This window comes from Streptomyces sp. NPDC021093, from assembly GCF_044333135.1.
Classification (GTDB): domain Bacteria; phylum Actinomycetota; class Actinomycetes; order Streptomycetales; family Streptomycetaceae; genus Streptomyces.
In genome coordinates this window covers 610,485-634,716 of sequence record NZ_JBIRQJ010000005.1, presented here as the reverse complement: position 1 = coordinate 634,716, position 24,232 = coordinate 610,485, and the positions used below count along the sequence as shown (strand labels likewise).

24 protein-coding genes and 1 riboswitch are annotated in these 24,232 nt (G+C 73.2%); of the genes, 13 read left to right on the top strand and 11 right to left on the bottom strand.

Going from position 1 to position 24,232, the window contains the following annotated elements; genetic code table 11:
* Positions 1-5: 5 nt before the first annotated feature.
* Both ACH4SP_RS18780 and ACH4SP_RS18775 read right to left on the bottom strand, forming a co-directional pair.
* Positions 6-224, bottom strand: a complete 219-nt coding sequence (locus ACH4SP_RS18780; RefSeq protein ID WP_398416160.1) for a hypothetical protein — start codon at positions 222-224, stop codon at positions 6-8.
* A 43-nt stretch (positions 225-267) separates the two neighbouring features.
* Entirely contained in the window at positions 268-774 is a 507-nt protein-coding gene (locus tag ACH4SP_RS18775; RefSeq protein ID WP_398416158.1) for an Asp23/Gls24 family envelope stress response protein, read from the bottom strand.
* 101 nt (positions 775-875) lie between these two features.
* On the opposite strand from ACH4SP_RS18775, the gene ACH4SP_RS18770 reads away from it, so the two are divergent.
* Positions 876-1,643, top strand: coding sequence for a nucleopolyhedrovirus P10 family protein (locus tag ACH4SP_RS18770; protein ID WP_398416156.1), 768 nt, complete (start codon positions 876-878; stop codon positions 1,641-1,643).
* Positions 1,644-1,721: 78 nt separating this feature from the next.
* Here ACH4SP_RS18770 and ACH4SP_RS18765 read toward each other — a convergent pair whose 3' ends face one another.
* From ACH4SP_RS18765 to ACH4SP_RS18750, 4 genes are all read right to left on the bottom strand, one after another.
* Entirely contained in the window at positions 1,722-2,513 is a 792-nt protein-coding gene (locus ACH4SP_RS18765; RefSeq protein WP_398416153.1) for an enoyl-CoA hydratase/isomerase family protein, read from the bottom strand.
* 158 nt (positions 2,514-2,671) lie between these two features.
* On the bottom strand, positions 2,672-2,890 hold the full coding sequence (locus tag ACH4SP_RS18760) for a helix-turn-helix domain-containing protein (protein ID WP_185035675.1): 219 nt from the start codon (positions 2,888-2,890) through the stop codon (positions 2,672-2,674).
* A gap of 424 nt (positions 2,891-3,314) precedes the next feature.
* Complete coding sequence (locus tag ACH4SP_RS18755; RefSeq protein ID WP_398416150.1) at positions 3,315-4,913, bottom strand: ABC-F family ATP-binding cassette domain-containing protein; 1,599 nt, start codon at positions 4,911-4,913, stop codon at positions 3,315-3,317.
* A gap of 105 nt (positions 4,914-5,018) precedes the next feature.
* Positions 5,019-5,792: a hypothetical protein gene (locus ACH4SP_RS18750; RefSeq protein WP_398416147.1), complete on the bottom strand. Its 774-nt coding sequence runs from the start codon at positions 5,790-5,792 to the stop codon at positions 5,019-5,021.
* A gap of 293 nt (positions 5,793-6,085) precedes the next feature.
* Here ACH4SP_RS18750 and ACH4SP_RS18745 point away from each other — a divergent pair, with 293 nt between their 5' ends.
* Together ACH4SP_RS18745 and ACH4SP_RS18740 are read left to right on the top strand one after the other, a co-directional pair.
* Complete coding sequence (locus ACH4SP_RS18745) at positions 6,086-6,976, top strand: neutral zinc metallopeptidase (RefSeq protein WP_398416145.1); 891 nt, start codon at positions 6,086-6,088, stop codon at positions 6,974-6,976.
* Between the two features lie 132 nt (positions 6,977-7,108).
* Positions 7,109-7,534 carry a VOC family protein gene (locus tag ACH4SP_RS18740; protein WP_398416143.1) on the top strand — a complete coding sequence of 142 codons (426 nt, stop codon included), beginning with the start codon at positions 7,109-7,111 and terminating at the stop codon, positions 7,532-7,534.
* A gap of 136 nt (positions 7,535-7,670) precedes the next feature.
* On the opposite strand, the gene ACH4SP_RS18735 is transcribed toward ACH4SP_RS18740, so the two are convergent.
* The 3 genes from ACH4SP_RS18735 to ACH4SP_RS18725 form a co-directional block, all read right to left on the bottom strand.
* A complete protein-coding gene (locus ACH4SP_RS18735; RefSeq protein WP_398416141.1) occupies positions 7,671-9,074 on the bottom strand; it encodes a hypothetical protein in 1,404 nt (467 codons plus the stop codon).
* 193 nt (positions 9,075-9,267) lie between these two features.
* Complete coding sequence (locus ACH4SP_RS18730) at positions 9,268-10,410, bottom strand: alpha/beta hydrolase (protein WP_398416139.1); 1,143 nt, start codon at positions 10,408-10,410, stop codon at positions 9,268-9,270.
* Positions 10,411-10,489: 79 nt separating this feature from the next.
* Entirely contained in the window at positions 10,490-11,164 is a 675-nt protein-coding gene (locus ACH4SP_RS18725) for a class II aldolase/adducin family protein (protein WP_398416332.1), read from the bottom strand.
* A 375-nt stretch (positions 11,165-11,539) separates the two neighbouring features.
* Between ACH4SP_RS18725 and ACH4SP_RS18720 the strand changes: the two genes are divergently transcribed.
* From ACH4SP_RS18720 to ACH4SP_RS18685, 8 genes are all read left to right on the top strand, one after another.
* On the top strand, positions 11,540-12,319 hold the full coding sequence (locus ACH4SP_RS18720; RefSeq protein ID WP_398416137.1) for a lysozyme: 780 nt from the start codon (positions 11,540-11,542) through the stop codon (positions 12,317-12,319).
* A 156-nt stretch (positions 12,320-12,475) separates the two neighbouring features.
* Positions 12,476-13,762 (top strand): anion permease, encoded by a 1,287-nt coding sequence (locus tag ACH4SP_RS18715; RefSeq protein ID WP_398416134.1) that lies wholly within the window; start codon positions 12,476-12,478, stop codon positions 13,760-13,762.
* 13 nt (positions 13,763-13,775) lie between these two features.
* The gene (locus ACH4SP_RS18710; protein ID WP_398416132.1) at positions 13,776-13,997 is read left to right on the top strand and encodes a hypothetical protein; all 222 of its coding nucleotides are present in this window, start codon (positions 13,776-13,778) and stop codon (positions 13,995-13,997) included.
* Positions 13,998-14,110: 113 nt separating this feature from the next.
* Positions 14,111-14,249, top strand: a riboswitch (cobalamin riboswitch).
* Between the two features lie 36 nt (positions 14,250-14,285).
* Positions 14,286-15,278, top strand: coding sequence for a cobalamin biosynthesis protein (locus tag ACH4SP_RS18705; protein ID WP_398416130.1), 993 nt, complete (start codon positions 14,286-14,288; stop codon positions 15,276-15,278).
* Positions 15,275-16,846, top strand: coding sequence for a cobyric acid synthase (locus ACH4SP_RS18700; protein WP_398416128.1), 1,572 nt, complete (start codon positions 15,275-15,277; stop codon positions 16,844-16,846). Before ACH4SP_RS18705 ends, ACH4SP_RS18700 begins: the two co-directional genes overlap by 4 nt.
* Positions 16,847-16,938: 92 nt before the next feature.
* The gene (locus ACH4SP_RS18695) at positions 16,939-19,026 is read left to right on the top strand and encodes a putative cobaltochelatase (RefSeq protein WP_398416126.1); all 2,088 of its coding nucleotides are present in this window, start codon (positions 16,939-16,941) and stop codon (positions 19,024-19,026) included.
* Positions 19,026-19,625 (top strand): cob(I)yrinic acid a,c-diamide adenosyltransferase, encoded by a 600-nt coding sequence (cobO, locus tag ACH4SP_RS18690; RefSeq protein ID WP_398416124.1) that lies wholly within the window; start codon positions 19,026-19,028, stop codon positions 19,623-19,625. Before ACH4SP_RS18695 ends, cobO begins: the two co-directional genes overlap by 1 nt.
* Positions 19,619-20,998, top strand: coding sequence for a cobyrinate a,c-diamide synthase (locus ACH4SP_RS18685; protein WP_398416122.1), 1,380 nt, complete (start codon positions 19,619-19,621; stop codon positions 20,996-20,998). Before cobO ends, ACH4SP_RS18685 begins: the two co-directional genes overlap by 7 nt.
* Positions 20,999-21,036: 38 nt before the next feature.
* Here the strand turns inward: ACH4SP_RS18685 and ACH4SP_RS18680 are convergent, their stop codons facing one another.
* Positions 21,037-21,780 (bottom strand): ZIP family metal transporter, encoded by a 744-nt coding sequence (locus ACH4SP_RS18680; RefSeq protein WP_398416120.1) that lies wholly within the window; start codon positions 21,778-21,780, stop codon positions 21,037-21,039.
* A gap of 74 nt (positions 21,781-21,854) precedes the next feature.
* Here ACH4SP_RS18680 and ACH4SP_RS18675 point away from each other — a divergent pair, with 74 nt between their 5' ends.
* A complete protein-coding gene (locus ACH4SP_RS18675; protein WP_398416117.1) occupies positions 21,855-22,274 on the top strand; it encodes a cobalamin biosynthesis protein in 420 nt (139 codons plus the stop codon).
* 7 nt (positions 22,275-22,281) lie between these two features.
* A complete protein-coding gene (cobC, locus tag ACH4SP_RS18670; protein WP_398416115.1) occupies positions 22,282-23,355 on the top strand; it encodes an Rv2231c family pyridoxal phosphate-dependent protein CobC in 1,074 nt (357 codons plus the stop codon).
* Positions 23,356-23,660: 305 nt separating this feature from the next.
* On the opposite strand, the gene ACH4SP_RS18665 is transcribed toward cobC, so the two are convergent.
* Complete coding sequence (locus tag ACH4SP_RS18665) at positions 23,661-24,155, bottom strand: MarR family winged helix-turn-helix transcriptional regulator (protein ID WP_398416113.1); 495 nt, start codon at positions 24,153-24,155, stop codon at positions 23,661-23,663.
* Between the last annotated feature and the right edge of the window lie 77 nt (positions 24,156-24,232).

Below are 24,232 nucleotides of genomic sequence, written 5' to 3'. Positions count from 1 at the left end.
CGAAGTCACCGCGGCCGCGGCCGGGTCCGGGGCCGGTCGTCACGCTCGCCGCGGTCCCGGGGCCGCAAGAAGTCACCGGGGTCCAGGTCGCCGTCGAGGTACCGGCCGACCACGAAACCGATCAGCCCCAGCGCCGCGACGACCACGAACGCTCCGAACCCGCCGAAGTACCCGGCGAATCCGAGCGCGATGCCGACCGCCAGGCCGACCACAGACAGACTCATCGAACCGCCCTCACTCTCGTGCTCCGTCGCCGCTCCGCCGCCCTCACTGGAGCCGCTGCTCCGGCTCGTCGTCCTCCTCGTCGGGCAGCTTCACGTCGCCGACCGCGATGTTGACCTCGACGACTTCGAGGCCCGTCATCCGCTCGACCGCGGAGACCACGTTCTCCCGCACCGCCATGGCGACGTCGGCGATCGAGACGCCGTACTCCACCACGATGTCCAGGTCGAGGGCCGTCTGCACCTCACCGACCTCGGCCTTCACACCTCGGCTCACGGACTTGGTGCTGCCGCCCGGCACCCGGTCGCGGACCGCGCCGAAGGTACGGGAGAGGCCGCCGCCCATCGCATGGACGCCGACCACGTCACGGGCGGCGAGCCCGGCGATCTTCTCGACGACGCCGTCGGCGATGGTGGTGCGGCCACGGGTCGCCGGGGCGCCGCCGCCGCGCTGCGGGGTGCTCGCCCCGGGTGCGGCGCCCGTCCCCGTGCGGGGCAGTTGCTTCTCCGGGCCACCGGCCCGGTTGCTGCGCTGTTGTTCGGTGTCAGCCATCGCCGTTCGTCCCTTTCCGAGGGGTACGCGGTACTGGACTCCGTTGCCACATTAAGTCCGGATACCCGATGCCGCGCCGTGGATGCGGCAGGCTGAGCCCCATGTCATCCACAGCACCCTCAGCGCCCGACGGCGGTTGGACGCGGGCGGTACGACAGCGGCTGGGCTTGGGCAGACTGCTGCCGCTGGGCACCCGGGCGGACGGCTGCTGGCTCGCGGAACGCGCGGCGGACGCCGTACTGCGCCGCGCCGGAAAGGACGTTGCGGGGGTGCGCCTCGGCGCGCTCCGGGTGGGCCCCGCCGACCCGGACGGGGTACGGGAACCGCCCGCCGTGCCGCCTCCCCCCGGCGCGCTGCCGCCCGGACCGCTGCGTATCGAGGCGGAGTTCGAGGCCTCGCCCAGGGAGCCGATTCCGTACGCGGCCGACCGGCTGCGGTCGGCCCTGTTCTCGGCCGCCGAGGACCGTCTCGGCCTGACCGTGACCGAGGTGGACCTCCGGGTCACGGGGCTGCTGGGCGAGTCGCCGAAGGCACCGCGCGACGTACGGGAAAAGCCGGACCCCACTGACCCACCCGGGCGACAGCGGCAGCGGGACGACGCGCCCGGGAACGGCGGAAGCCCCGAGGCCGTCGCCGCCCGCGCCGCCACCGCCGTCCCCGGCGTGGCCCGCCTGACCTCGGTGCTCGGCTCCCCGGTGCGCCACGACACGGCGGTCCCCGGCCACCACGTCCTCATGGAGGTGGCGGTGACCGGGGAGCACCCCGCACGGGAGGTGGCCCTGGCGGTCCGCGCCGCGGTGGCGGACGCGCTGCCGGAACACCCGTCGGTGGCCGTACTGGTCACCGACGTGACGTACGAGAAGTCGTGACGTACGAGACCGACGTGACGTACGAGAAGTCGTGACGTACGAGAAGTAGCGCGACAACAGCCCGATACGGGCGGACGATCAGTCGGAGAGCCCCGCGAGGTCCCGCAGCCTGCGCGCCTGCGCCGCACGCTCCGCGCTGCGCTGCTGCTCGTACGTACGGCCCGAGGCGCCCTGCAGCAGCGCCTTCGTCTCGATGACGGCGTCGCGCGGAGCGGCCAGCAGGGCATCGGTCAAGTCCCGCACCGCGCCGTCGAGTTCACCGTTCGGCACGACGAGGTTGGCGAGGCCGGTGCGCTCGGCCTCCGCCGCGTGGACGAAGCGGCCGGTGGCGCAGATCTCCAGCGCGCGGGCGTACCCGACGAGGCCGGTCAGCGGGTGCGTACCGGTGAGGTCGGGCACCAGGCCCAGGCTGGTCTCGCGCATGGCGAACTGCACGTCCTCGGCGACGACCCGCAGGTCACAGGCGAGGGCGAGCTGGAATCCGGCACCGATCGCATGGCCCTGGACCGCGGCGATGCTGATGATGTCGGCCCGCCGCCACCAGGTGAAAGCCTCCTGGTACGCGGCGATTTCCGCGTCGAGGTCCGCATCGGAACCACGCGCGAGGTCGAGGAACGACGGCTCACCGTCGAAGCCTTCCGGGGTGAACGCCTGCCGGTCGAGGCCCGCGGAGAAGGATTTGCCCTCTCCGCGCAGCACGACCACCCGGACGGATCCGGGCAACGCCTTCCCGGCCTCCGTCAACGCCCGCCACAGAGCGGGAGATTGGGCGTTGCGCTTGGCCGGGTTGGCCAGGGTCACCGTGGCTACGGCGTCCTCGACGGTGAGTTGCACGCCGTCTTTGTCGAGTACGGGGTCGAGCGAAGCCATGGGGTGCCTCCGGGGTCGGATACGGTGCCGTCACCAGTTAAGTGACTGCACAGTAACCACCCGGCGAACCGTGTCCACGACCGGCCCCGCACCGACCGTGTACGCGCACCACTGGGTACGCGTACAGGTACAGCCAGGTACAGCCGGAAGCGTGACTGTCAGGCCGTGGCCTTCTTGCCGCGCGTAGCTCCGCCGCGTCCCCGCAGCGTCACTCCGGACTCACTCAGCATCCGGTGGACGAATCCGTAGGAGCGGCCGGTTTCTTCGGCCAACGCCCGGATGCTCGCACCGGAGTCGTACTTCTTCTTCAGGTCTGCCGCGAGCTTGTCGCGCGCGGCGCCGGTTACCCGGCTGCCCTTCTTCAGAGTCTCGGCCACCCGTGCCTCCTCAAGGAAGTGCGCTCTGGACTTCTCATGATCACCCCTTCCCGCCTTCCTGGCCACCCATTCGGCAAGGTCCGTACAACAAGGTTCGCCGCGGAGGAAGTGACAGCCGGGGCCGGAATTTCGAATTCCGCGTGTCCTTCGCCATACCGGATTCCGGGCACCGCGAGGAATTACCAGGTCAGCGCCGTAAAACGATCAGTGAACGCCGAAGGCCCGCCCCATGACGGGGCGGGCCTCAGTGCGGGGTGTGACGCGCCGGGGTACGAGAGCCACTCACTCAGATGAAGGATCACGCGTAGGCCGAATGATCCAGTCGAAGTGGATCAGTCCGGAGCCGCCGACCAGGGCGACTGCCTGGTCCTTTGTCTCCGGTATATGCCAGGGCCACGGAACGGCGCGGGTGGTGCCGGTGCGTCTACGCCAGCACCACGAGGTCCGCGTAGTCCGGGCCCCACAGGTCCTCGACGCCGTCGGGGAGCAGGATGATCCGCTCGGGCTCCAGCGCGTGGACGGCGCCCTCGTCGTGCGTGACGAGGATGACGGCGCCCTTGTACGTACGGAGGGCGCCGAGGATCTCCTCGCGGCTGGCCGGGTCGAGGTTGTTGGTGGGCTCGTCGAGGAGCAGGACGTTGGCGGACGAGACGACCAGGGTGGCGAGCGCCAGCCGGGTCTTCTCGCCGCCGGAGAGGACACCGGCCGGCTTGTCGACGTCGTCGCCCGAGAAGAGGAACGAGCCGAGCGTCTTGCGCACCTCGACCAGGTCCAGGTCGGGGGCGGAGGAGCGCATGTTCTCCAGGACCGTGCGGTCCGGGTCGAGCGTCTCGTGCTCCTGGGCGTAGTAGCCCATCTTGAGGCCGTGGCCCTCGATGACCTGTCCGGTGTCGGGCTTCTCGGCCCCGGCGAGGAGCCTCAGCAGGGTCGTCTTGCCTGCACCGTTGAGGCCGAGGATGACGACGCGGGAGCCCTTGTCGACGGCCAGGTCGACATCGGTGAAGATCTCCAGCGAGCCGTACGACTTGGACAGGCCCTCCGCCATCAGCGGGGTCTTGCCGCAGGGCGCGGGCTCGGGGAAGCGCAGCTTGGCGACCTTGTCGGAGACCCGGACGGCGTCCAGTCCCGCGAGCAGGCGGTCGGCGCGCTTGGCCATGTTCTGGGCGGCGACGGTCTTGGTGGCCTTGGCGCGCATCTTGTCGGCCTGCGAGTGGAGGGCGGTGGCCTTCTTCTCGGCGTTCTGCCGCTCGCGCTTGCGGCGCTTCTCGTCGGCCTCGCGCTGCTGCTGGTAGAGCTTCCAGCCCATGTTGTAGACGTCGATGGCGGCGCGGTTGGCGTCCAGGTAGAAGACCTTGTTGACGACCGTCTCGACGAGCTCGACGTCGTGGGAGATCACGATGAAGCCGCCGCGGTAGGTCTTCAGGTAGTCGCGCAGCCAGACGATGGAGTCGGCGTCGAGGTGGTTGGTGGGCTCGTCGAGGAGCAGGGTGTCGGCGTCCGAGAAGAGGATGCGGGCCAGTTCGACGCGGCGGCGCTGACCGCCGGAGAGGGTGTGCAGGGGCTGGCCGAGCACCCGGTCGGGCAGCCCGAGCGCGGCGGCGATGGTGGCCGCCTCGGCCTCGGCGGCGTACCCGCCCTTGGTGAGGAACTCCGTCTCCAGGCGCTCGTACTTCTTCATCGCCTTTTCGCGGGTGGCGCCCTGCCCGGTGGACATCCGCTCCTCGTTCTCCCGCATCTTGCGCAGTACGGAGTCGAGGTCGCGGGCGGAGAGGATGCGGTCCTTGGCCAGGACGTCCAGGTCACCGGTGCGCGGGTCCTGCGGGAGGTAGCCGACCTCGCCGGAGCTGGTGATGGTGCCTCCGGCCGGGGTGCCCTCGCCTGCGAGGCACTTGGTGAGGGTGGTCTTGCCCGCGCCGTTGCGGCCGACGAGGCCGATGCGGTCGCCCTTGGCGATTCGGAAGGACGCGTTCTCGATGAGGATGCGGGCGCCGGCGCGCAGCTCGATGCCGGAGGCGGTGATCACGGAAAAACTCCTGTGCGGGGGTTTGACGGCGGAAGTTTTGACGGGCGGGAGGTTTACTTCTTCGACGCCGCTTAATGCGCAAGGAGAGGTGCCATACGGCCCAGTCTAACGGTCGTCCGCAACCGATTTTCGGGGCCCGGCTCCCCGGGGCGCGCGCCCGTTGCCGAGCGGTGTGCGGTCGGGTGTCACCCGGCCGAGGGAGTCGACGGGGACGACCTGGTCGGTCCAGGCGGCGGGCTCGGCGCAGGGCTGCGCGACGAGGAGCGTGCGCCCGGCGGTGACGACGCGGTCGGCGGCGAAGGCACAGCCGGGCCTGGCGGGCAGCACCCAGCGGAGGTCCCCGTCGGCGGTGCGGTACGCGGCGATGTGGCGCGGGCTGACGACGGCGAGCATCTCGGCCGCCGGGTCGAGGGGCCGCAGCACACCGGCGGCGCGGCCGTCGAAGTCGGGGATGGCCCGGTGCCAGCGGACCGCGCGGCCGTCGGCGCGGACGGTGTCGGTGACCAGGCCGTCGCTCCAGAGCGTGAAGGCGTGGCCGGGGGCCGGGTGCACGGCGAGGGGGCGGTGCCCCGTGCGGGCGTACGTCCAGCGGTTGCGTCCGGTGGCCCTGTCGTACGCCTCGACGGCCTCCGCGCGGACCCGGAGCGCGGGGTCGGCCGCCCGCTGTCTGACCCGGCGGGCGGGGCCGGTCGCCGGGTCCGGTGCGTGGGCGGTCGCCGGGTCCGGTGCGTGGGCGGTGAGGCGGTCGCCGTAGGGGGCGGGGCGGGCCTGGTGGGCGGCGGTGAGGAGGGGGACGGCGAGGGCCGCCGCGAGGACCGGGAGGAGGAGCCGGGCGGGCGGGAGCAGCCGGGCGGGGCGGCGGGCGGCCGGGACGGTCATCGGTACGGGTTCCCCCTTGTGCTGCCGCTGCCCCGGGGACGGGGCGGGCCTGGCTCAGAACGTATCGGCGCGGGAACGGGTGCAGGGCCGGGTCAGGGCGACACGGCGGACGGTGTGCGGCCCGTCCCCCGTTCGGCGGCGACCCCGTAGCACTGGAAAGAAGGGCACAAGCGAATGAATGGGCTGATACTCGGCGCAGGGCGACGGACCGCCGTCGCCCGGCCGGCACCGCCTTCCCTCCGACCGGCGGGGCGGCCGGCCGAGTCAGCGGAAGCAGAGGGTGGTGCGGCCCCGTGCAGTTCGACGACGACGCCAATCTGGACAGCTCGGAGGTCCGGGATGTGCGCGGCAGCCGCATTCCCGGCGGAAAGGCCACGATCGGCGGAGGCATCGTCGGCTTCATCGCACTGGTGATGGGGGTGTTGTTCGGGGTCGGCCCGGAACAGCTGGGGCTCTCATCCGGCGACCAGGAGCCCGCGACGTCCGCCTCCTCGCAGGCGCAGGTGCAGCAGAGTTGCAGGACGGGGCGGGACGCGAACACCAAGGACGACTGCCGGATCCTCGGTGTGGTCAACAGCGTGCAGGACTTCTGGCGGCAGGAGTTCGCACGGCGGGGCGCGCAGTACGGGCCCGCGCGGACGGTGTTCTTCACCGACCGGGTCTCCACCGCGTGCGGTGCGGCCACTTCGGCGGTCGGCCCCTTCTACTGCCCCGCCGACAAGCAGGTCTATCTGGATCTGGGGTTCTTCAACGAGCTGCGGACGAAGTTCGGCTCCAGCGGCGGGCCCTTCGCGCAGGCGTACGTCGTGGCGCACGAGTACGGGCACCACATCCAGAACAAGATGGGCACCCTGGCCCGCTCGCAGGACGGCCGGCAGGGCGCGACCAGCAACGCGGTGCGCGTGGAGCTCCAGGCCGACTGCTACGCCGGGGTGTGGGCGCGGCACGCGACCCGTACGCCGGACGAGAAGACCGGAAGGCCGCTGATCACGCAGCTCAGCGAGGCGGACATCCGGGACGGGCTCGACGCGGCGGCCGCGGTGGGCGACGACCGGATCCAGGAGAAGTTCCAGGGGCGGGTGACGCCGGAGAACTGGACGCACGGGTCGGCGGCGCAGCGCCAGCAGTGGTTCTACACCGGCTTCAAGTCGGGCGACATGGCGCAGTGCAACACCTTCCGCTGACCCGAAGGGCCGAGGGCCAGGTGGGCCCCACTTGGCGGTATTCGCCCTGGTCAGCGGCGATTGTCAGACCCCCCTGCAAGACTGTGTCGTGGGTCACAGAGTGCGGCCCGTTCGGATCGAGGGGTGAGTGACATGACAGAGGCAACGACCGGCGCACCGAGCGTGTACCCGACCCTGCTCTACCGGGACGCGAAGGCCGCCGTCGTGATGCTGACCGAGGCCTTCGGCTTCACGAAGGACGCGGTGTACGAGGGCGAGGGCGACACCGTCGAGCACGCGGAGCTGAGCTACGGCAACGGCTCGGTGATGCTGGGCAGCAAGGGCCGGGGCGGCCAGTTCGACAAGGTGATGGCGGACGCGGGCCCGACGAGCGTCTACGTCGTCGTGACGGACACGGACGCCCACCACAAGCACGCCGTGGAGTACGGGGCGGCGCTCGGGGTGGAGATCCTGATGCCGCCCACGGACCAGGACTACGGCTCCCGCGACTACATGGCCAAGGACGCCGAGGGGAACGTCTGGTCCTTCGGGACGTACGTACCGGGGGCCCACAGCTGAGCCCCCGGGCGCGACCCCGGCGCACATGACCCGGAGCCGGCCGTGACCGGCGCCGGCCGTGACCGGGTCCGCCGCGGGGCCTCCGCCGTCCCGTCGGCTGCCCGTCCGTCGGCTGGTCGGCTGCCCGCCCCGTCCGCTACGCCCCGCCGGTGTGCACCTGGAACGCCGCGCGGCGCACGGCCTTCGCGAGGGCCGGGTCGGGATGGGCGGCCGCGAGCGCGACCAGGACCTGCACGGTGCGCGGGTGGCCCACGGCACGGACCTCGTCGAGCAGGGCGGCGACCGTGCCCTGGACCGCCGATTCGAGGTGGCGGACCAGCAGCTCGCTCTCGCCGTGGTCGGCGACGGCCGCTGCGGTGTCCACCCAGAGCCAGGTGGACTCCTCGCGGGTGAGCAGGTCGTGGGCCTCCTCGGGGTCGGTGCCCTCGTGCTCGGCGAGCCAGAGCAGGGCGTACGGGCGCAGGGCGAGCTCGTCGGCGGCCGCGCGCACCTCGGCCTCGGCGGGGGCGCCGACCACGCGCAGCGCCTCGAAGGCGAGGCCGCGGAGCAGGGCGTCCTCGCCGCGGGCCACTTCGAGGAGTTCGAGGACGGCGGTGCCGACGGTGCGGGCGGCCAGCCAGGCGCGGTACTCGGCACGGGCCGGGCCGGGGGTGAGGCGGGCGCAGCCGCTGAGCATGGCGTCGGCGGACTGCTCGATGTTCCCGGCGGGGCTCTGCGCGGCGACGCAGATCTGCTCCAGCTTGACCCAGACCGCCCAGCTGCCGAGGGGGGTCAGGGTGGCCTGGCCCTCGCCGAGGGTCAGCGCACCCACGGAGGCGAGGCCCGCGAGGACCCAGTCGAGGAGGGAGGAGAGGGGTACGGGGGCGGCATGCGAGTGCGGCACGGACTGCGCGGGGATGCCGTGCAGGTTGGGCGGCACCTCGCAGCGCTCCTCGTGCAGTTCGGCGACGCGCTGTTCCAGCAGGTCGAGCAGGGCCGGTACGAGGACGGGGCCGGCCGAGAGCTGAAGGAGGGAGAGCACCTGGGGGACGGACTCCACGACCTCCGCCACGGTGACCGGGGCGATGCCCTCGGGCGCGGGGTGGACGATCGACCAGGCGTCGAAGAGGGCGACCCAGCCGCGCAGCACCGCGGCGTCGTCGCGGTCCCAGGCGCGCAGCCGCCAGCCCGGGCGGGCGTTGGCGCCGTGGATCTCGACGAGACCGGCGAGGCGGGCGCGGTCCCAGCCCGCGCGGACCTGAGCCTCGGTCAGTCGCAGTGCCTCGGCGGCCCGTTCGGCGGACGCGTCGGAGAGCGTGCCTGCCTGGCCGGGCCGGGGGGCGGCGCCGCGGGCTCGCTCGGTGTCGGCCCAGCGGGCGATGCGGGCGGCGTCGGCGAGCACCTCCCTGGCGTAGTGGGCCAGTTCCGCCTGGGCGGGAGTCCCCTCGGGGGGACGCGGGGCCGGGCGGGTACGCCGGTTCGTCACGGCCCGTCGGGCTGTGGCGAGGGGTCGCGGGCGGACAAGTCGGAGCCTGGAGTCGCGCGGTGTACGGGACGTCACGTGCAGCAGTGTCTCCGCTGACTGCCCGAAAGCCCAAACGGAATGCCGCGCGCCGCCCCCGGCGGGCCTCGATTTCTGCTACGTGGGCCCACCGGACAGGGCTCGTGGACCCCACCGGAAAGGGCCGCGCGGGCGCCGTCGGACGGGGCTCGTGGACCCCAGCGGACGCGGCCGCGCGGGCCCCGTCGGCGGGCTACATCAGCGGGGTGAGGAAGCGGCGGAGGGCTTCCTCGTAGGCGGCCGGGTCGGCGTTCCACATCGCCGCGTGCGAGGCGTCCGGCACCGTGTGCAGGGTCACCAGGTCCGGGCGGGCGGCGGCCAGTGCGCGGGAGGGGCCCCACGGGGCGACCGTGTCGCCCGGCCCGTGGAAGATCAGCGCGGGGACGCGCAGCCCGTTCGGGTCGGCGGCCTCCCGGAGCCGGTCGCCGTGCGGTCCCGTGCTGCCCTGCGCGGCCCGTACGGCGAGCGGCAGCAGTGCGGCCGGGGTGCGCCGGGCGGCGGCCAGTGCGCGGACGGTCGCCTCCCAGTCGAGCACCGGGGAGTCGAGGACGAGTCCGCGGACGAGGTGGCGGACCGCGGAGGAGGTGGCGGCGTGCACGGCCATCGCGGCTCCGGTGGACCAGCCGTACAGGATGATCCGCTCGGCGCCCTGGCGCACGGCGTGCCGGATCGCGGCGTCCAGGTCGCGCCACTCCGAGTCGCCGAGGTGCGCGAGGCCGTCCGGGGAGCGGGGCGCGCCGGGGTCGCCGCGGTAGCCGAGGTCGAGTACCGGGAGGCGGTAGCGGTGCAGGAGGCCCATGACGTTCAGGGGGTGCTCACGGGTGGTGCCCAGGCCGTGCACGGCGATCACCCAGGTGGTGCGGGAGCCGGGCACGAACCAGGCGGGCAGCGCCCCGAGCTCGCCCATGACCTCGACGTGCTCGAAGTCGAGGCCGAGCGCGCTGCGCGGATCGCCGGTGTGGACCTGCGGGGTCAGCCGTACCTTCGCGCCGGGTTCCAGGGAGCCGCGGGTGACCCGCTCCAGGCGGCGGACTACCGTGTGCGCCTCGTGAGGCACGGCGTCCAGGACGGGGCCGACGACGGCGTGGACCCCTTCGCCCGCCGGGCCCTCGCCCTCCAGTCCGTACGTACCCGGCCGGAGGGTGGCGAGACCGCGGGTCAAGGTGACCTGTCCGGCCGCCGTGGCGTGCACGGTGACCCGGGGGTCGCCGGGCGACGGCCGGCCGGGCGATGCCTTGAGCGCGGCGTCGCCGGCGTACCGGGCGGCCGCGACCGCTGCCGCGCCGATGCCTATCAGAGTGGTGACGGCCGCTGCCGCCGCTTTAGCCGGGTGCACCGCTTCAGTGTCCGTACAGCGGGCCGGGACTGCCAGTGGGCGGGGTCCGCCGGGGGCGACGGCAAGGGGAACCGGGGGTTCAGCCCGGCTGCCCGTGGCCCGGCTCCCCGTGGCCTTGCTGTCCCTGGCCCTGCCCCCCGTGCCCCTGCTGTCCGTACTCCCTCAGCTGTCGCCCGGCGGCGTCGAGCTGGGCGGCGGACAGCAGGGTCGGCGAGTGGCCGGGGACGGAGGAGGCGGTGAGCCACAGGCGGCACATCCACTCCAGCTGCGCCGTGCGGTCGTAGGCCTGGTCGAGGGAGTCGCCGTAGGTGAGGGTGCCGTGGTTCCGCAGGAGGCAGCCGGTGCGATCGCGCAGCGCGCGCCGCACGTTCTCGGCCAACTCCTCGGTCCCGTACGTCGCGTAGGGCGCCGTGCGTATCTGGCCCCCCATGGACGCGGCCATGTAGTGCACCGGGGGCAGCCGGTCGACGAGGGTGGAGACGGCGGTGGCGTGCACGGCGTGGGTGTGCACGACCGCCCGCGCGCGGCTGGTGCGGTAGACGGTGAGGTGCATCGGGAGTTCGCTGGTGGGGGCGAGGTCGCCGAGCACCTGGTGGCCTTCGAGGTCGACGCCGACCGCGTCGCCGGGGCGGAGCCGGTCGTACGGGACGCCGCTCGGGGTCACCAGGATCAGGCCGCCCACGCGTACCGAGACGTTCCCCGACGTGCCGACGACCAGCCCGTCCGCCACCGACCTGCGGGCGGTGTGCACCAGTTCCCGCCAGGCCCGCCCGACCGCGTCGGCCGGGGCCTGCGAGGGCGCCGGGGCCGGGCCCTGCGGGTCCGTCGCGGCCGGATCGTGCGCGTGCGCCGCGGCCGGATCGTGTGCGTGCGCCGCGCCCGGGTCCTGCGAGGGCGCCCGGCCCTTCGAGGGTGTCGCGTCCGCCGGTTCCGTCTGTTCCGTCGCCATGTGCCGCATCCTGCCAGCCCGGCGCGGCGCACTGTAGCCCGGAGGCCGGGGCTCCGTAAGTCCCGCAGGCCCCCTTCGCCCCTTCTCGGCCCGGGTTGGCCGGAGATCGACCGGGTTCTGTGGATCTTCCAGTAGCCTCTGCCCTGATTTGTCATGCACGTAGCCATTCCGGGGGGAACCATGGCCCGTGATCACAAACCGTCCCGTCGGCGCGCCCGTCGGCGCACCCTGTCCCTGTCGGCCGCGGCCGGCCTCACCGCCACGCTGACCCTGGGGACCACGGTCCTGCTGGGCGGCCCGACCGCGGAGGCGGCCGCCAAGCCGCGCGGGCACGACGTCTCCGGCCACCAGAAGAACGTGGACTGGCGGAAGGCGAAGAAGAAGGGCGCGACGTTCGTCTACGTCAAGGCCACCGAGTCCCACACCTACCGCAATCCCTACTTCGCCCAGCAGTACAACGGTTCGCGGCAGGTGGGCATCAAGCGCGGCGCCTATCACTTCGCGCTGCCGCACCAGTCGTCAGGCAGGACCCAGGCCGCCTACTTCGTACGCAACGGAGGGGGCTGGCGGGCCGACGGCCGGACCCTGCCGCCCGCCGTCGACCTGGAGAACAACCCGTACAAGAAGACCAACAAGAGGAACAAGTGCTACGGGCTGAAGCCTGGCCAGATGGTGTCGTGGATCAGGTCCTTCAGCGACGAGGTGCGGCGCAGGACCGGCCGCCGTCCGGTCATCTACACGACCACGCTCTGGTGGAACCAGTGCACCGGGAAGAGCCGGGCCTTCGGCGGGAACCACGCGCTGTGGCTGGCGCGCTACAACTCCTCGCCCGGCGCGCTGCCGGCCGGCTGGTCGTACTGGACCTTCTGGCAGTTCAACAACGGCCGGGGCGCACTTCCGGGTGACCAGAATCTCTTCAACGGCTCACACGGCCGATTGAGTGCCTTCACGCGTCGTTGACGCCCTTGCGAGGGCCCGCCCGCGCCGCCGTTCCGGTGAAAGCGGAACGGCGGCGCGGTGTTTCGGGTCACCGGTACGCCCTCCCCAGTTCACCTTCCGTTCACTCGGGTTACCTACGTTCCAACAGCCACTGACCTCAAACGATTGCCTGGGTAAATGGAACACATCACGCTCCTCCTCGGAATCGTGATCGTCACCGCTCTCGTGTTCGACTTCACGAACGGTTTCCACGACACAGCCAACGCGATGGCCACCACCATCTCGACCGGCGCACTCAAGCCCAAGACGGCGGTGGCCATGTCCGCCGTGCTCAACCTCGTTGGTGCTTTCCTCTCCGTCGAGGTCGCGAAGACGATCTCCGGCGGGCTCATCAACGAGAGCGGCATCACCACAGAAGTGATCTTCGCGGCGCTCGTCGGCGCGATCCTCTGGAACCTGTTGACCTGGCTGATCGGCCTGCCGTCCAGTTCCTCCCACGCACTCTTCGGCGGCCTCATCGGCGCCACACTGATGTCGGTCGGCACCTCGGGCGTCAACGGCAGCGTCGTCATCACCAAGGTGCTGCTGCCCGCGATCGCCGCGCCGATCGTGGCCGGCATCGCCGCCTACCTCGCCACGAAGCTCACCTTCAAGCTGGCGTCCAAGACCGACGAGAAGTCCACCGCCAAGGGCTACCGGGCGGGCCAGATCGCCTCCGCCGGTCTCGTCTCGCTCGCGCACGGCACCAACGACGCGCAGAAGACCATGGGCGTCATCACCCTGGCCCTGGTCACCGGCAACGTGCTGGCCCCCGGCGCGAACCCGCCCCTGTGGGTCATCGTCTCGGCCGGTGTCGCCATCGCCGCCGGTACCTACCTCGGCGGCTGGCGCATCATCCGCACCATGGGCAAGGGCCTCACCGACCTCCGTCCGCCGCAGGGCTTCGCCGCCCAGACCGGCGCCGCGACGGTCATCCTGGCCTCCTCGCACCTCGGCTTCTCCCTCTCCACCACCCAGGTCTGCTCCGGCTCCGTGATGGGCGCCGGACTCGGCCGCAAGGGCGGCGTCGTCCGCTGGTCGACCGCGACCCGGATGTTCGTCGCCTGGGGTCTGACGCTGCCGGCGGCCGGCCTGGTCGCCGCCGCCGCGGAGTACCTGACGGGTCAGGGCGCCTGGGGCGTCACCGTCGTGGCGGTCCTGCTGGTCGCGGGCTCCGGCGTGATCTGGGCCCTGTCGCGCCGCAAGCCGGTCGACCACACCAACGTCACCGCCGACGACCTGGACGCGCCGGCCCCGGCCGAGCCCGCGGGCGTCGTCACGACCGCCATGGCGGCGGTCACCCCGCCCCCGGCCGGTGTGTTCCCGCACGAGGCCACGCACACCACGACGGGCGACCTCAAGGCCACCCTCCACTCCCCCGCCGGAACCCCCACCGAGGCGGCCCGCCCGGCCGCATCGGTCTAAGGACGCACACGACATGAACATCGACTGGGCAGCTCTCGGCACCGTCTTCGGCGTCAGCCTCGTGGCCACCGTGGGTCTGGTGGGCCTGTTCACCCTCGGCATCGTGGGCCTCTCCAAGCAGGAGAGCGCCGCCGCTTCGGGCGGTTCCGCAACCATGGCGCGCACCGGCGCGTACGCCTGCTTCGCGCTGTGCGCGGCGGCCGTGGCGTACGGAATCTTCCTGATCGTCGTCTGAACCCGCACTTCGCCCCACCCCGCCGCCCCGCGCCCCGTGCGCGGGGCGGTTCTGCGTACGCCCCTCGGGCCCGGGGAGCACCGCAGGTCAAGCCCAGGTTGACGGGTGTTCTCGGGGCGTGGTGGACTGCCGGAGCCAATACGGCGGCATGGAGAGGAAGCCGGTGCGAATCCGGCGCGGTCCCGCCACTGTCACGTACCGACCCACCCGGTCGTACGGAAGCCAGGAACTCCCAGCCGCTCGTCACGTCGAACCAGGGCGCGGACCCTGAGTTAAGGACACATCGCCATGCCCGGCTGCGGAACCCGCAGTTCAGCCGCCCCCTGTCCGAGTTCCGCCCGCGTCTTCGCCTACGGCGCCGCCGCCGGACTGCTCGGCGACCTCCTGCTCGGCGATCCCCGGCGGGGCCACCCCGTCGCCGCCTTCGGACGTGCCGCCGGCGCGGTGGAGCGGACGCTGTGGCGCGACCACCGCGGCTGGGGCGCACTGCACACCCTGGTCTGTGTCGGCGGAGCCGCCGGAGCGGCGGCCGTCGCCGCGCGCGCCGTACGCCGCTCCCCCGTCGCTTCCGTCGTCCTGACCGCCGCCGCCACCTGGTCCGTTGTCGGCGGTACGTCGCTGGGGCGCGAGGCCCGTGCCGTCGGCGGGGCGCTCGCCGCCGGTGACCTCGACGTCGCCCGCGAGCGGCTGCCGCACCTGTGCGGGCGGGACCCGCAGGCCCTGGACGGGCAGCAGATGGCGCGCGCGGTCGTGGAGTCGGTCGCCGAGAACACCTCGGACGCGGTCGTGGGCGCGCTGGTCTGGGGCGCGGTCGGCGGCGTGCCGGGGCTGGTGGCCTTCCGCGCGGTGAACACCCTGGACGCGATGGTCGGCCACAAGTCGGCGCGCTACCGGCGCTACGGGTGGGCGTCGGCCCGCCTCGACGACGTCGCGGGCTGGCCGGGTGCCCGGCTGACGGCCGCACTGGCGGTGCTGGCCGGGGACGACTCGCGGGGTGCTCTCGCGGCCTGGCGGACGGATGCGTCGAAGCACCCGAGCCCCAACGCGGGCCCGGTGGAGTCCTCGTTCGCGGGCGCCCTGGGCGTCACGCTCGGCGGGACGCTGTCGTACGCGGGGCGGGTGGAGCACCGGGCGGTGCTCAACGGGGACACCGGGCGGCCCGTGGCCGTACCGGACATCGAGCGTGCGGTGCGGCTGTCGCGCCGGGTGAATGTGCTGGCGCTGGCCGTGTGTGCGGCGGGGCGGCTGGCGTTCTCGTACGCGAAGGGGCGTAACTCATGAGTGGCGGCGGGCTGTTGGTCGCGGGGACCACGTCGGACGCGGGCAAGAGCGTGGTCACGGCGGGGATCTGCCGGTGGCTGGTGCGGCAGGGGGTGAAGGTCGCCCCGTTCAAGGCGCAGAACATGTCGCTGAACTCGTTCGTGACGCGCGAGGGCGCGGAGATCGGGCGCGCCCAGGCGATGCAGGCGCAGGCGGCGCGGGTCGAGCCGACCGCGCTCATGAACCCGGTGCTGCTCAAGCCGGGCAGTGACAGGTCCAGCCAGGTGGTGCTGCTCGGCAAGCCGGTGGGCGAGATGAGCGCGCGGGGCTTCTTCGGCACGGCGGGCGGCAAGGAGTACGGCAAGGGCGTACAGGGCGGCCACCGGGAGGCGCTGCTCGGGACGGTGACCGAGTGCCTGGCCCAGCTGCGCGGCCAGTACGACGCGGTGATCTGCGAGGGCGCGGGAAGCCCCGCGGAGATCAATCTGCGCCGTACGGACATCGTGAACATGGGGATCGCGCGGGCCGCCGACTTCCCGGTGGTGGTGGTCGGGGACATCGACCGCGGTGGTGTCTTCGCGTCGTTCTTCGGTACGACGGCGCTGCTCGCGCGGGAGGACCAGCGGCTGGTCGCGGGGTACTTGGTGAACAAGTTCCGGGGCGATGTGTCGCTGCTTGAGCCGGGTCTCGACATGCTGGAGGACCTGACCGGGCGCAAGACGTACGGCGTGCTGCCGTTCGCGCACGGGCTCGGCATCGACGAGGAGGACGGCCTGCGGGTGTCGATGCGCGGTGCGGTGCGCGAGTCCGTGGTGGCGCCGCCGGTCGGCGAGGACGTGCTGCGGGTCGCGGTGTGCGCGGTGCCGCTGATGTCGAACTTCACGGACGTGGACGCGCTGGCCGCCGAACCGGGAGTGGTCGTGCGTTTCGTGGACCGCGCCGAGGAGCTGGCCGACGCGGACCTGGTGGTCGTGCCGGGAACCCGGGGCACGGTCCGGGCGTTGGAATGGCTGAGGGAGCGGGGGCTCGCGGAGGCCCTGGTGCGGCGGGCGGCCGAGGGTCTGCCGGTGCTGGGGATCTGCGGCGGGTACCAGATGCTGGGGACGCGCATCGAGGACGAGGTCGAGTCGCGGGCCGGACTGGTCGACGGGCTGGGGCTGCTGCCGGTGCGGGTGCGGTTCGCGCGGGAGAAGACCTTGGCGCGGCCGGTGGGCGAGGCGCTCGGCGAGTCCGTCGCGGGTTACGAGATCCACCACGGGGTGGCCGAAGTCCTGGGCGGGGAAGGGTTCATCTCTGATGACGATGGACATGGCTTGGACGGGTGCCGGGTGGGTTCCGTCTGGGGCACCCACTGGCACGGGTCGCTGGAGAGCGACGCCTTCCGGCGCGCCTTCCTGCGGGAGGTCGCGGCGGCGGCCGGGCGGCGTTTCGTGCCGGCGCCGGACACGAGCTTCGAGGCGTTGCGGGAGGAACAGCTCGACAAGCTCGGGGACTTGATCGAGGAGCACGCGGACACGGACGGGTTGTGGCGGCTCATCGAGTCGGGTGCGCCGGTGGGCCTGCCGTTCGTGCCTCCAGGGGCCCCGTAGGGGCGCGGGGAACTGCGCGACCAGCCACGAAGGACCCGCGCGGAACCGTTCAAGCGAATTGGTGTGGAGCCGGAAACGACGATGGAGACCGTATGAGTACGCCTTACCCCTTTACTGCGATCGTCGGGCAGGACGACCTCCGGCTCGGGCTGCTGCTCAACGCCGTGTCGCCCGCCGTGGGCGGTGTGCTCGTGCGGGGGGAGAAGGGCACTGCCAAGTCCACCGCCGTGCGCGCGCTGGCGGCGCTGATGCCGCAGGTGCCGGTGGTCGACGGGTGCCGGTTCTCGTGCGATCCGGGGGCGCCGGACCCGGTGTGTCCCGACGGGCCGCACCAGGAGGCGGACGGCGTGTCGCGGGACGCGCGGATGGTGGAGCTGCCGGTCGGCGCGTCCGAGGACCGGCTCGTGGGGGCGCTCGACATCGAGCGGGCGCTGGCCGACGGCGTGAAGGCGTTCGAGCCGGGCCTGCTGGCGGACGCGCACCGCGGGATTCTGTACGTCGACGAGGTCAATCTGCTGCACGACCACCTGGTCGACCTGCTGCTGGACGCCGCCGCCATGGGCGCGTCGTACGTCGAGCGGGAGGGCGTGTCCGTGCGGCACGCCGCACGGTTCCTGCTGGTCGGGACGATGAACCCCGAAGAGGGCGAGCTGCGGCCGCAGTTGCTCGACCGGTTCGGGCTGACCGTGGAGGTGGCCGCGTCCCGGGACACCGACCAGCGGGTGGAGGTGGTGCGCCGTCGGCTGGCGTACGACGACGACCCGGCGGGCTTCGTCGCCAAGTGGGCGGGCGAGGAGGCCGATCTGCGGGAGCGGATCGTGGCCGCGCGTGCGCTGCTGCCCCAGGTCCGCCTCGGCGACGACGCGCTCAGGCAGATCGCGGCGACCTGTGCGGCCTTCGAGGTCGACGGGATGCGGGCCGACATCGTGATGGCGCGCACCGCGACCGCGCTGGCCGCGTGGGCCGGGCGCGAGGACGTGCAGGAGGAGGACGTGCGGCAGGCCGCGCTGCTGGCGCTGCCGCACCGGCGGCGGCGCAACCCGTTCGACGCGCCGGGCCTCGACGAGGACAAGCTCGACGAGACGCTGGAGCAGAACAGCCCGCAGGACGACCGCGAGGGCGACGGCGGGGGCGGAGACGGGGACGACGATCCCGATCCCGGTCCTGACGGGCCCGGTGGTGGCATCCCGCCGCAGAACGACGGCGAAGGCCCCGACGCACCGCAGCGCGACGAGTCTCAGCGGGGCGACACGCCCGAGCCTCCCCAGGAGCAGCCCGAGCAGCAGCCCGCCCCCGCCGGGAAGGGCGGTGCGGAACAGCCCGCCGCCAAGTCGGCCGAGCCGTTCCGCACGAAGATGCTGAGCGTGCCGGGGCTCGGCGAGGGCGCGGCGGGCCGCCGTTCCCGCGCGCGCACCGAGCACGGGCGTACGACAGGAGCGGTACGTCCCCAAGGGGCGCTCACCAAGCTGCACTTGGCGGCCACCGTGCAGGCCGCCGCCCCGCACCAGCACGCGCGCGGGCGCACCGGGCGCGGCCTCGTCGTGCGGCGGGACGACCTGCGGCAGGCGACGCGGGAGGGGCGCGAGGGGAACCTGGTGCTCTTCGTGGTGGACGCTTCCGGGTCGATGGCGGCGCGGCAGCGGATGGGCGCGGTGAAGGGTGCCGTGCTGTCACTGCTGCTGGACGCGTACCAGCGGCGGGACAAGGTGGGTCTGGTGACCTTCCGGGGCAAGGAGGCGGAGGTGGCGCTGCCGCCGACGTCGTCGGTGGACGCCGCTGCGGCGCGGCTTGAGCTGCTGCCGACGGGCGGCCGTACGCCGCTGGCGGCAGGGCTGCTGAAGGCCCACGACGTACTGCGGGTGGAGCGGCTGCGGGATCCGTCGCGCCGGCCGCTGCTGGTCGTGGTGACGGACGGCCGGGCGACCGGCGGCCCCGAGCCGGTGGCGCTGGCCGGGCGGGCGGCGCGGCTGCACGAGGCGGAGGGCATCGCCTCGGTGGTCGTGGACTGCGAGTCGGGGATGGTGCGCCTCGGTCTCGCGGCCGAGCTGGCAAGGGAGTTGGGCGGCACGGCGGTGACGCTCGACGAGCTGCGGGCGGATTCGATCGCCGGGCTGGTCAAGGACGTACAGGGCGCGCAAGGCGCAAAGGGCGCCCAGGGCGCATCAAGGAGGGCCGCGTAATGCCGCAGGGACAACCGGAATCCGTACCGGACGACGGGCTCACCACCCGCCAGCGCCGCAACCGGCCGCTGCTCATGGTGCACACGGGCATCGGCAAGGGGAAGTCGACGGCGGCCTTCGGCATGGCGCTGCGGGCCTGGAACCAGGGCTGGCCGATCGGGGTGTTCCAGTTCGTGAAGTCGGCGAAGTGGAAGGTCGGCGAGGAGAACGCGCTCAAGGCGCTCGGCGCCACGGGCGAGGGCGGCACCGTCACCTGGCACAAGATGGGCGAGGGCTGGTCGTGGGTTCAGCGCGACGCTCAGGTCGACAACGAGGAGAAGGCCCGGGAGGGCTGGGAGCAGGTCAAGCGGGACCTGGCGGCCGAGACGTACAAGTTCTACGTGCTGGATGAGTTCGCCTACCCGATGCACTGGGGGTGGATCGACGTCGAGGAGGTCGTGCGGGTGCTGCGCGACCGGCCGGGGACGCAGCACGTGGTGATCACGGGCAGGAACGCTCCGCAGGCGCTGCTCGACGCGGCCGACCTGGTCACCGACATGTCCAAGGTGAAGCACCCGATGGACGCGGGTCAGAAGGGGCAGCGGGGCATCGAGTGGTAGCACGGATCGTGGTGGCCGCGCCGTCGTCGGGCAGTGGGAAGACCACTGTCGCGACGGGGCTGATGGCTGCTTTCTCGGAGCGCGGTCTTGCCGTCTCGCCGCACAAGGTGGGCCCCGACTACATCGATCCCGGGTACCACGCACTGGCGACGGGACGGCCGGGGCGGAATCTGGACGCCTACATGTGCGGTCCCGAGCTGGTGGCTCCGTTGTTCGAGCACGGGGCCGCCGGGTGCGATCTGGCGATCGTCGAAGGCGTGATGGGGCTGTACGACGGGGCCGCGGGGCAGGGCGAGTTGGCGTCGACGGCGCAGATCGCGAAGTTGCTGCGGGCGCCGGTGGTGCTGGTGGTGGACGGGTCCTCGCAGTCGCGGTCGGTGGCGGCGCTGGTGCACGGCTTCGCTTCCTGGGATCCGGAGGTGCGGATCGGCGGCGTGATTCTGAACAAGGTGGGGTCGGACCGGCACGAGGAGCTGCTGCGGGAGGCCCTCGACGGGTCGGGGGTTCCGGTCCTTGGCGCGCTGCGGCGGGCTCGGCAGGTGCGGACGCCTTCGCGGCACCTGGGGCTGGTGCCGGTGGCCGAGCGGCAGGCGGAGGCGGTCGAGGCGGTTGCGGCGCTGGCCGGGCAGGTGCGCGCGGGCGTGGACCTGGAGGCGGTACTGGCGTTGGCCAGGAGTGCGGCGGGGAGCGGCCGCGAGGCGGGGGCGTGGAGCCCTGCCCTCGCGGGGGTGGCCGCCCAAGGGGGCTGGGGCGACGCCCCACGGGGCGGAAGTCCGGTGGTCGCGGTGGCGGCTGGACCTGCTTTTACGTTCTCGTATGCCGAGCACAGTGAATTGCTCGCCGCGGCCGGGGCCACCGTGGTGCCGTTCGACCCGCTGCACGATGAGCAACTGCCCGACGGAACACGGGGGTTGGTGATCGGGGGCGGGTTCCCCGAGGTGTACGCACCCGAGCTGTCGGCCAATGAGCCGCTGCGGAAGGCCGTCGCCGAGCTCGCCCGCACCGGGGCGCCCGCCGCCGCCGAGTGTGCCGGGCTGCTGTATCTGGCGCGGTCGCTCGACGGGCAGCCCATGTGCGGGGTGCTGGACGCCGAGGCGCGGATGTCGGAGAAGCTGACGCTCGGGTACCGGGAGGCCGTGGCCGTCGGTGACAGCGCGCTGGCCGCCGCCGGGACGCGGCTGCGCGGGCACGAGTTCCACCGGACGGCCGTCGAGCCGGGGGCGGGGGCCGCGCCCGCGTGGGGCATCACGCATCCGCAGCGCCGCGTCGAGGGCTTCGTACAGGACGGTGTGCACGCCAGCTATCTGCACACGCACTGGGCGGCGGCCCCGGAGATGGCGTACCGGTTCGTGGAGCGGTGCGGCCGGCCGTGATGACCGTGCCCTCACTCGGCTCACTCGGCTCACTCGGCTCACTCAGCGGCGAGGCCCACCACCAGCCAGATGAAGCCCGCGCCCGCCACCGTGCACAGCAGGGTCGAGCGGGCCGGGTGGTCGTGGTGGGCCTCGGGCAGGATCTCGGCTGCGGCCAGATAGAGGAGTACGCCGCCGAAGAACCCCAGATAGCAGCCGAGGAGTTCGGCCGGCAGGGTGAACAGGAGGGTGGACGCCGCTCCCACCACCGGCGCCGCCGCGTCCGCGAACAGCATCGCGAGGGCCTTGCGGCGCTCGTTGCCGTACAGGCTGGTCAGTGTGTACGTGTTGAAACCGTCGGCGAAGTCGTGGGCGACGACGGCGAGCGCGACCGCGAGACCCATGCTGCCGCTCACCTGGAAGGCCGCGCCGAGGGCGATGCCGTCCATCAGGCTGTGGCCGACCATGGCGGAGGCGGCGGTCAGCCCCACCTCCGGGCGGCGGCCATGGGCGGCGGGTCCCTCCTCCTCACCGCCGTGTCCGGCATGGCGCCCGGCGAGCAGCCGCTCCCCCACGTGCGCGACGAGGAAGCCGCCGACGAACAGGAGCAGCGCCGCCGGTACGCCGAAGACCTCGCTGCGGGCGGCCTCCAGGGCCTCCGGCAACAGGTCCAGGCCGACGACGCCGAGCATCAGTCCGCCCGCCAGGCCCAGTACGAGGTGGCGCCGGTCGGTGACGCGCTGGGCGACCCAGCCACCGAACAGCGTCATCAGGAACGCGCCGAGCGCGACGAAGACCGCCATGTGCCCTTGCTAGTCGATGCCCGGGCCACCGCGCACCTCGGACTGGGCCGATTCACCGCCGACAAGGATGTCCGATGAGCAGGGCCGAACGGGTGACCGTCGGGGTGGGGGCCTGCGAGGACGCGCCCGTCGAGGAGCTGTACGAGCTCGTGGTGGGCGTGCTCGCCGAGGCGCGGCTGCCGCTGACTGCCGTGGCCGCGCTCGCCACCGTCGACGTCAAGGCGGACGAGCGGGCGATCGTGGAGTGCGCGCGGCGGTTCGGGGCGCCGGTCCTGTCGTACGGGGCGGAGCGTCTGGCAGCGGTGACGGTGCCGAACCCCTCGGGGCGGGCGCTCGGCGCGGTCGGCACGCCGTCGGTGGCGGAGGCCGCGGCACTCGTCGCCGGGGGCGGCGGGGCCGAACTCCTCGTACCCAAAAGGAAGTCGGCCCCTGCGGGGCGGCCGGCGATGGCGACGTGCGCGGTGGCCCTGACACGGCACCGCTCTTCCAGTTGAGGCGGACATGTACAGCACGCACGACCTGCGCCATCACGGCGACGCCGAGGTTCGGAACGCCTCGGAGCTGACCGACCTCGCGGTCAACGTACGGTCCGGCACTCCGCCGAAGTGGCTCAAGGAGCGTCTCGCCGCATCCCTGGACACCCTCGCCGCGTACCCGGACGGCCGGGCCGCACGGGCGGCGGTGGCGGCGCGGCACGGGCTGCCGGTGGAGCGGGTGCTGCTGACGGCGGGGGCGGCGGAGGCGTTCGTACTGATCGCGCGGGCGCTGCGGGCCCGGCGGCCGGTGGTGGTGCACCCGCAGTTCACGGAGCCGGAGGCGGCGCTGCGGGACGCGGGGCACGAGGTGGGGCGGGTGCTGCTGCGGGAGGCGGACGGCTTCCGGCTGGACCCGGCGGCGGTGCCGGAGGACGCGGACCTGGTGGTGATCGGCAATCCGACGAACCCGACGTCGGTGCTGCACCCGGCGGCGCTCGTCGCGCGACTGGCGCGCCCCGGGCGGACGTTGGTGGTGGACGAGGCGTTCATGGACGCGGTGCCGGGCGAGCCGGAGGCGCTGGTGGGGCGGGGCGACGTACCCGGGCTCGTGGTGCTGCGCAGCCTGACGAAGACCTGGGGTCTCGCGGGGCTGCGGGTGGGGTACGTGACCGCCGCCGAGCCGGAGACGATCGCGGCGCTGGAGCGGGCCCAGCCGCTGTGGCCGGTGTCCACGCCGGCGCTGGTGGCGGCGGAGGCGTGCGTGTCGCCCCGAGCGCTGGCGGAGGCTTCGTCGGCCGCGGTGCGGATCGCTGCGGACCGGGCGCATCTGGTCGCCGGGCTGGGCGGGCCGGGGCTGGAGTCCGTGCGGGTGGTCGAGGGGGCGCGGGCCCCCTTCGTGCTCGTACGGATGCCGGACGCGGCGGGGGTACGGGCGCGGCTGCGCGAGCGGGGGTTCGCGGTGCGGCGGGGCGACACGTTCCCGGGGCTCGGGGAGGAGTGGGTGCGGGTCGCGGTGCGGGGCGTGGCGACGACGGACGGATTCCTGCGAGAACTGGTCGCTTGTGCGGGGCGGGGCGCTCGGCGCGGGGCGGCGGGGTGAGCTTCGTGCGGGCTGCTTGGCGCAGGGCGGCGGGGTGAGCTTCGTGCGGGCTGCTTGGCGCAGGGCGGCGGGGCGGGCTTCGTGCGGGCTGCTTGGCGCAGGGCGGCAGGGCGGTCTTCGTGCGGGTGCGTCGTGGCTGGTCGCGCAGTTCCCCGCGCCCCTAAATGCCTGCCCCCTACCCCCTAGCCCTCTTGGGCAGCGGGGCCGCCCCCCGGGGGCGGGACGGGTGGGCAAGGGGGCGGCCCCCCCCACGCGGAGCCCCGCCCTCCCGACCGCACGCGCTCGCCACCGCCCCTCTCAACCGGCTACCCCCACTCCCCCTCCGCCCCCGGGCAAAGGTTCCCCTCCACCTTCCCCAGCAGCCTCAGCAACTCTCCCCGCTCTTCCTCCCCCAGCCCCGCCAGGGTCCGCTCCTCCAGGTCCGCCCACGCGGCGACCACCTTCTCGCGCAGACCGCAGCTCTGTTCCGTCGCCTCGACCAGCGACGCCCTGCGGTCCGCCGGGTCCGGGCAGCGGCGTACATGGCCCGCCTGCTCCAGCCGCTGGAGCGACTTCGTCACCGTCGACGGGTCCAGGCCGACCGCCTTGATCAGCTCGGACTGACGCACCGGCCCCGCCTCCCACAGGTGCATCATCACGAACTCCTGCCCCGGATAGAGCCCCAGGCACCGCAGCACCCGCCCCGCCGCGATCCTGTGCAGCCGGGCCACCACCGACAGCGAGTGGCTGACCGGGCCGCCGATGGCGGCTGCCGGGAGGGCGCCCGGCAGTGCGTCGGGACAGGCGGGGTCGGACTTCATGGCGTGGCTCCTCGGCCTCGGCTTCGACTGCGGAAGAAAAGCGATACGCCCATTTTAACTTGGTCGGCCAAGCAATG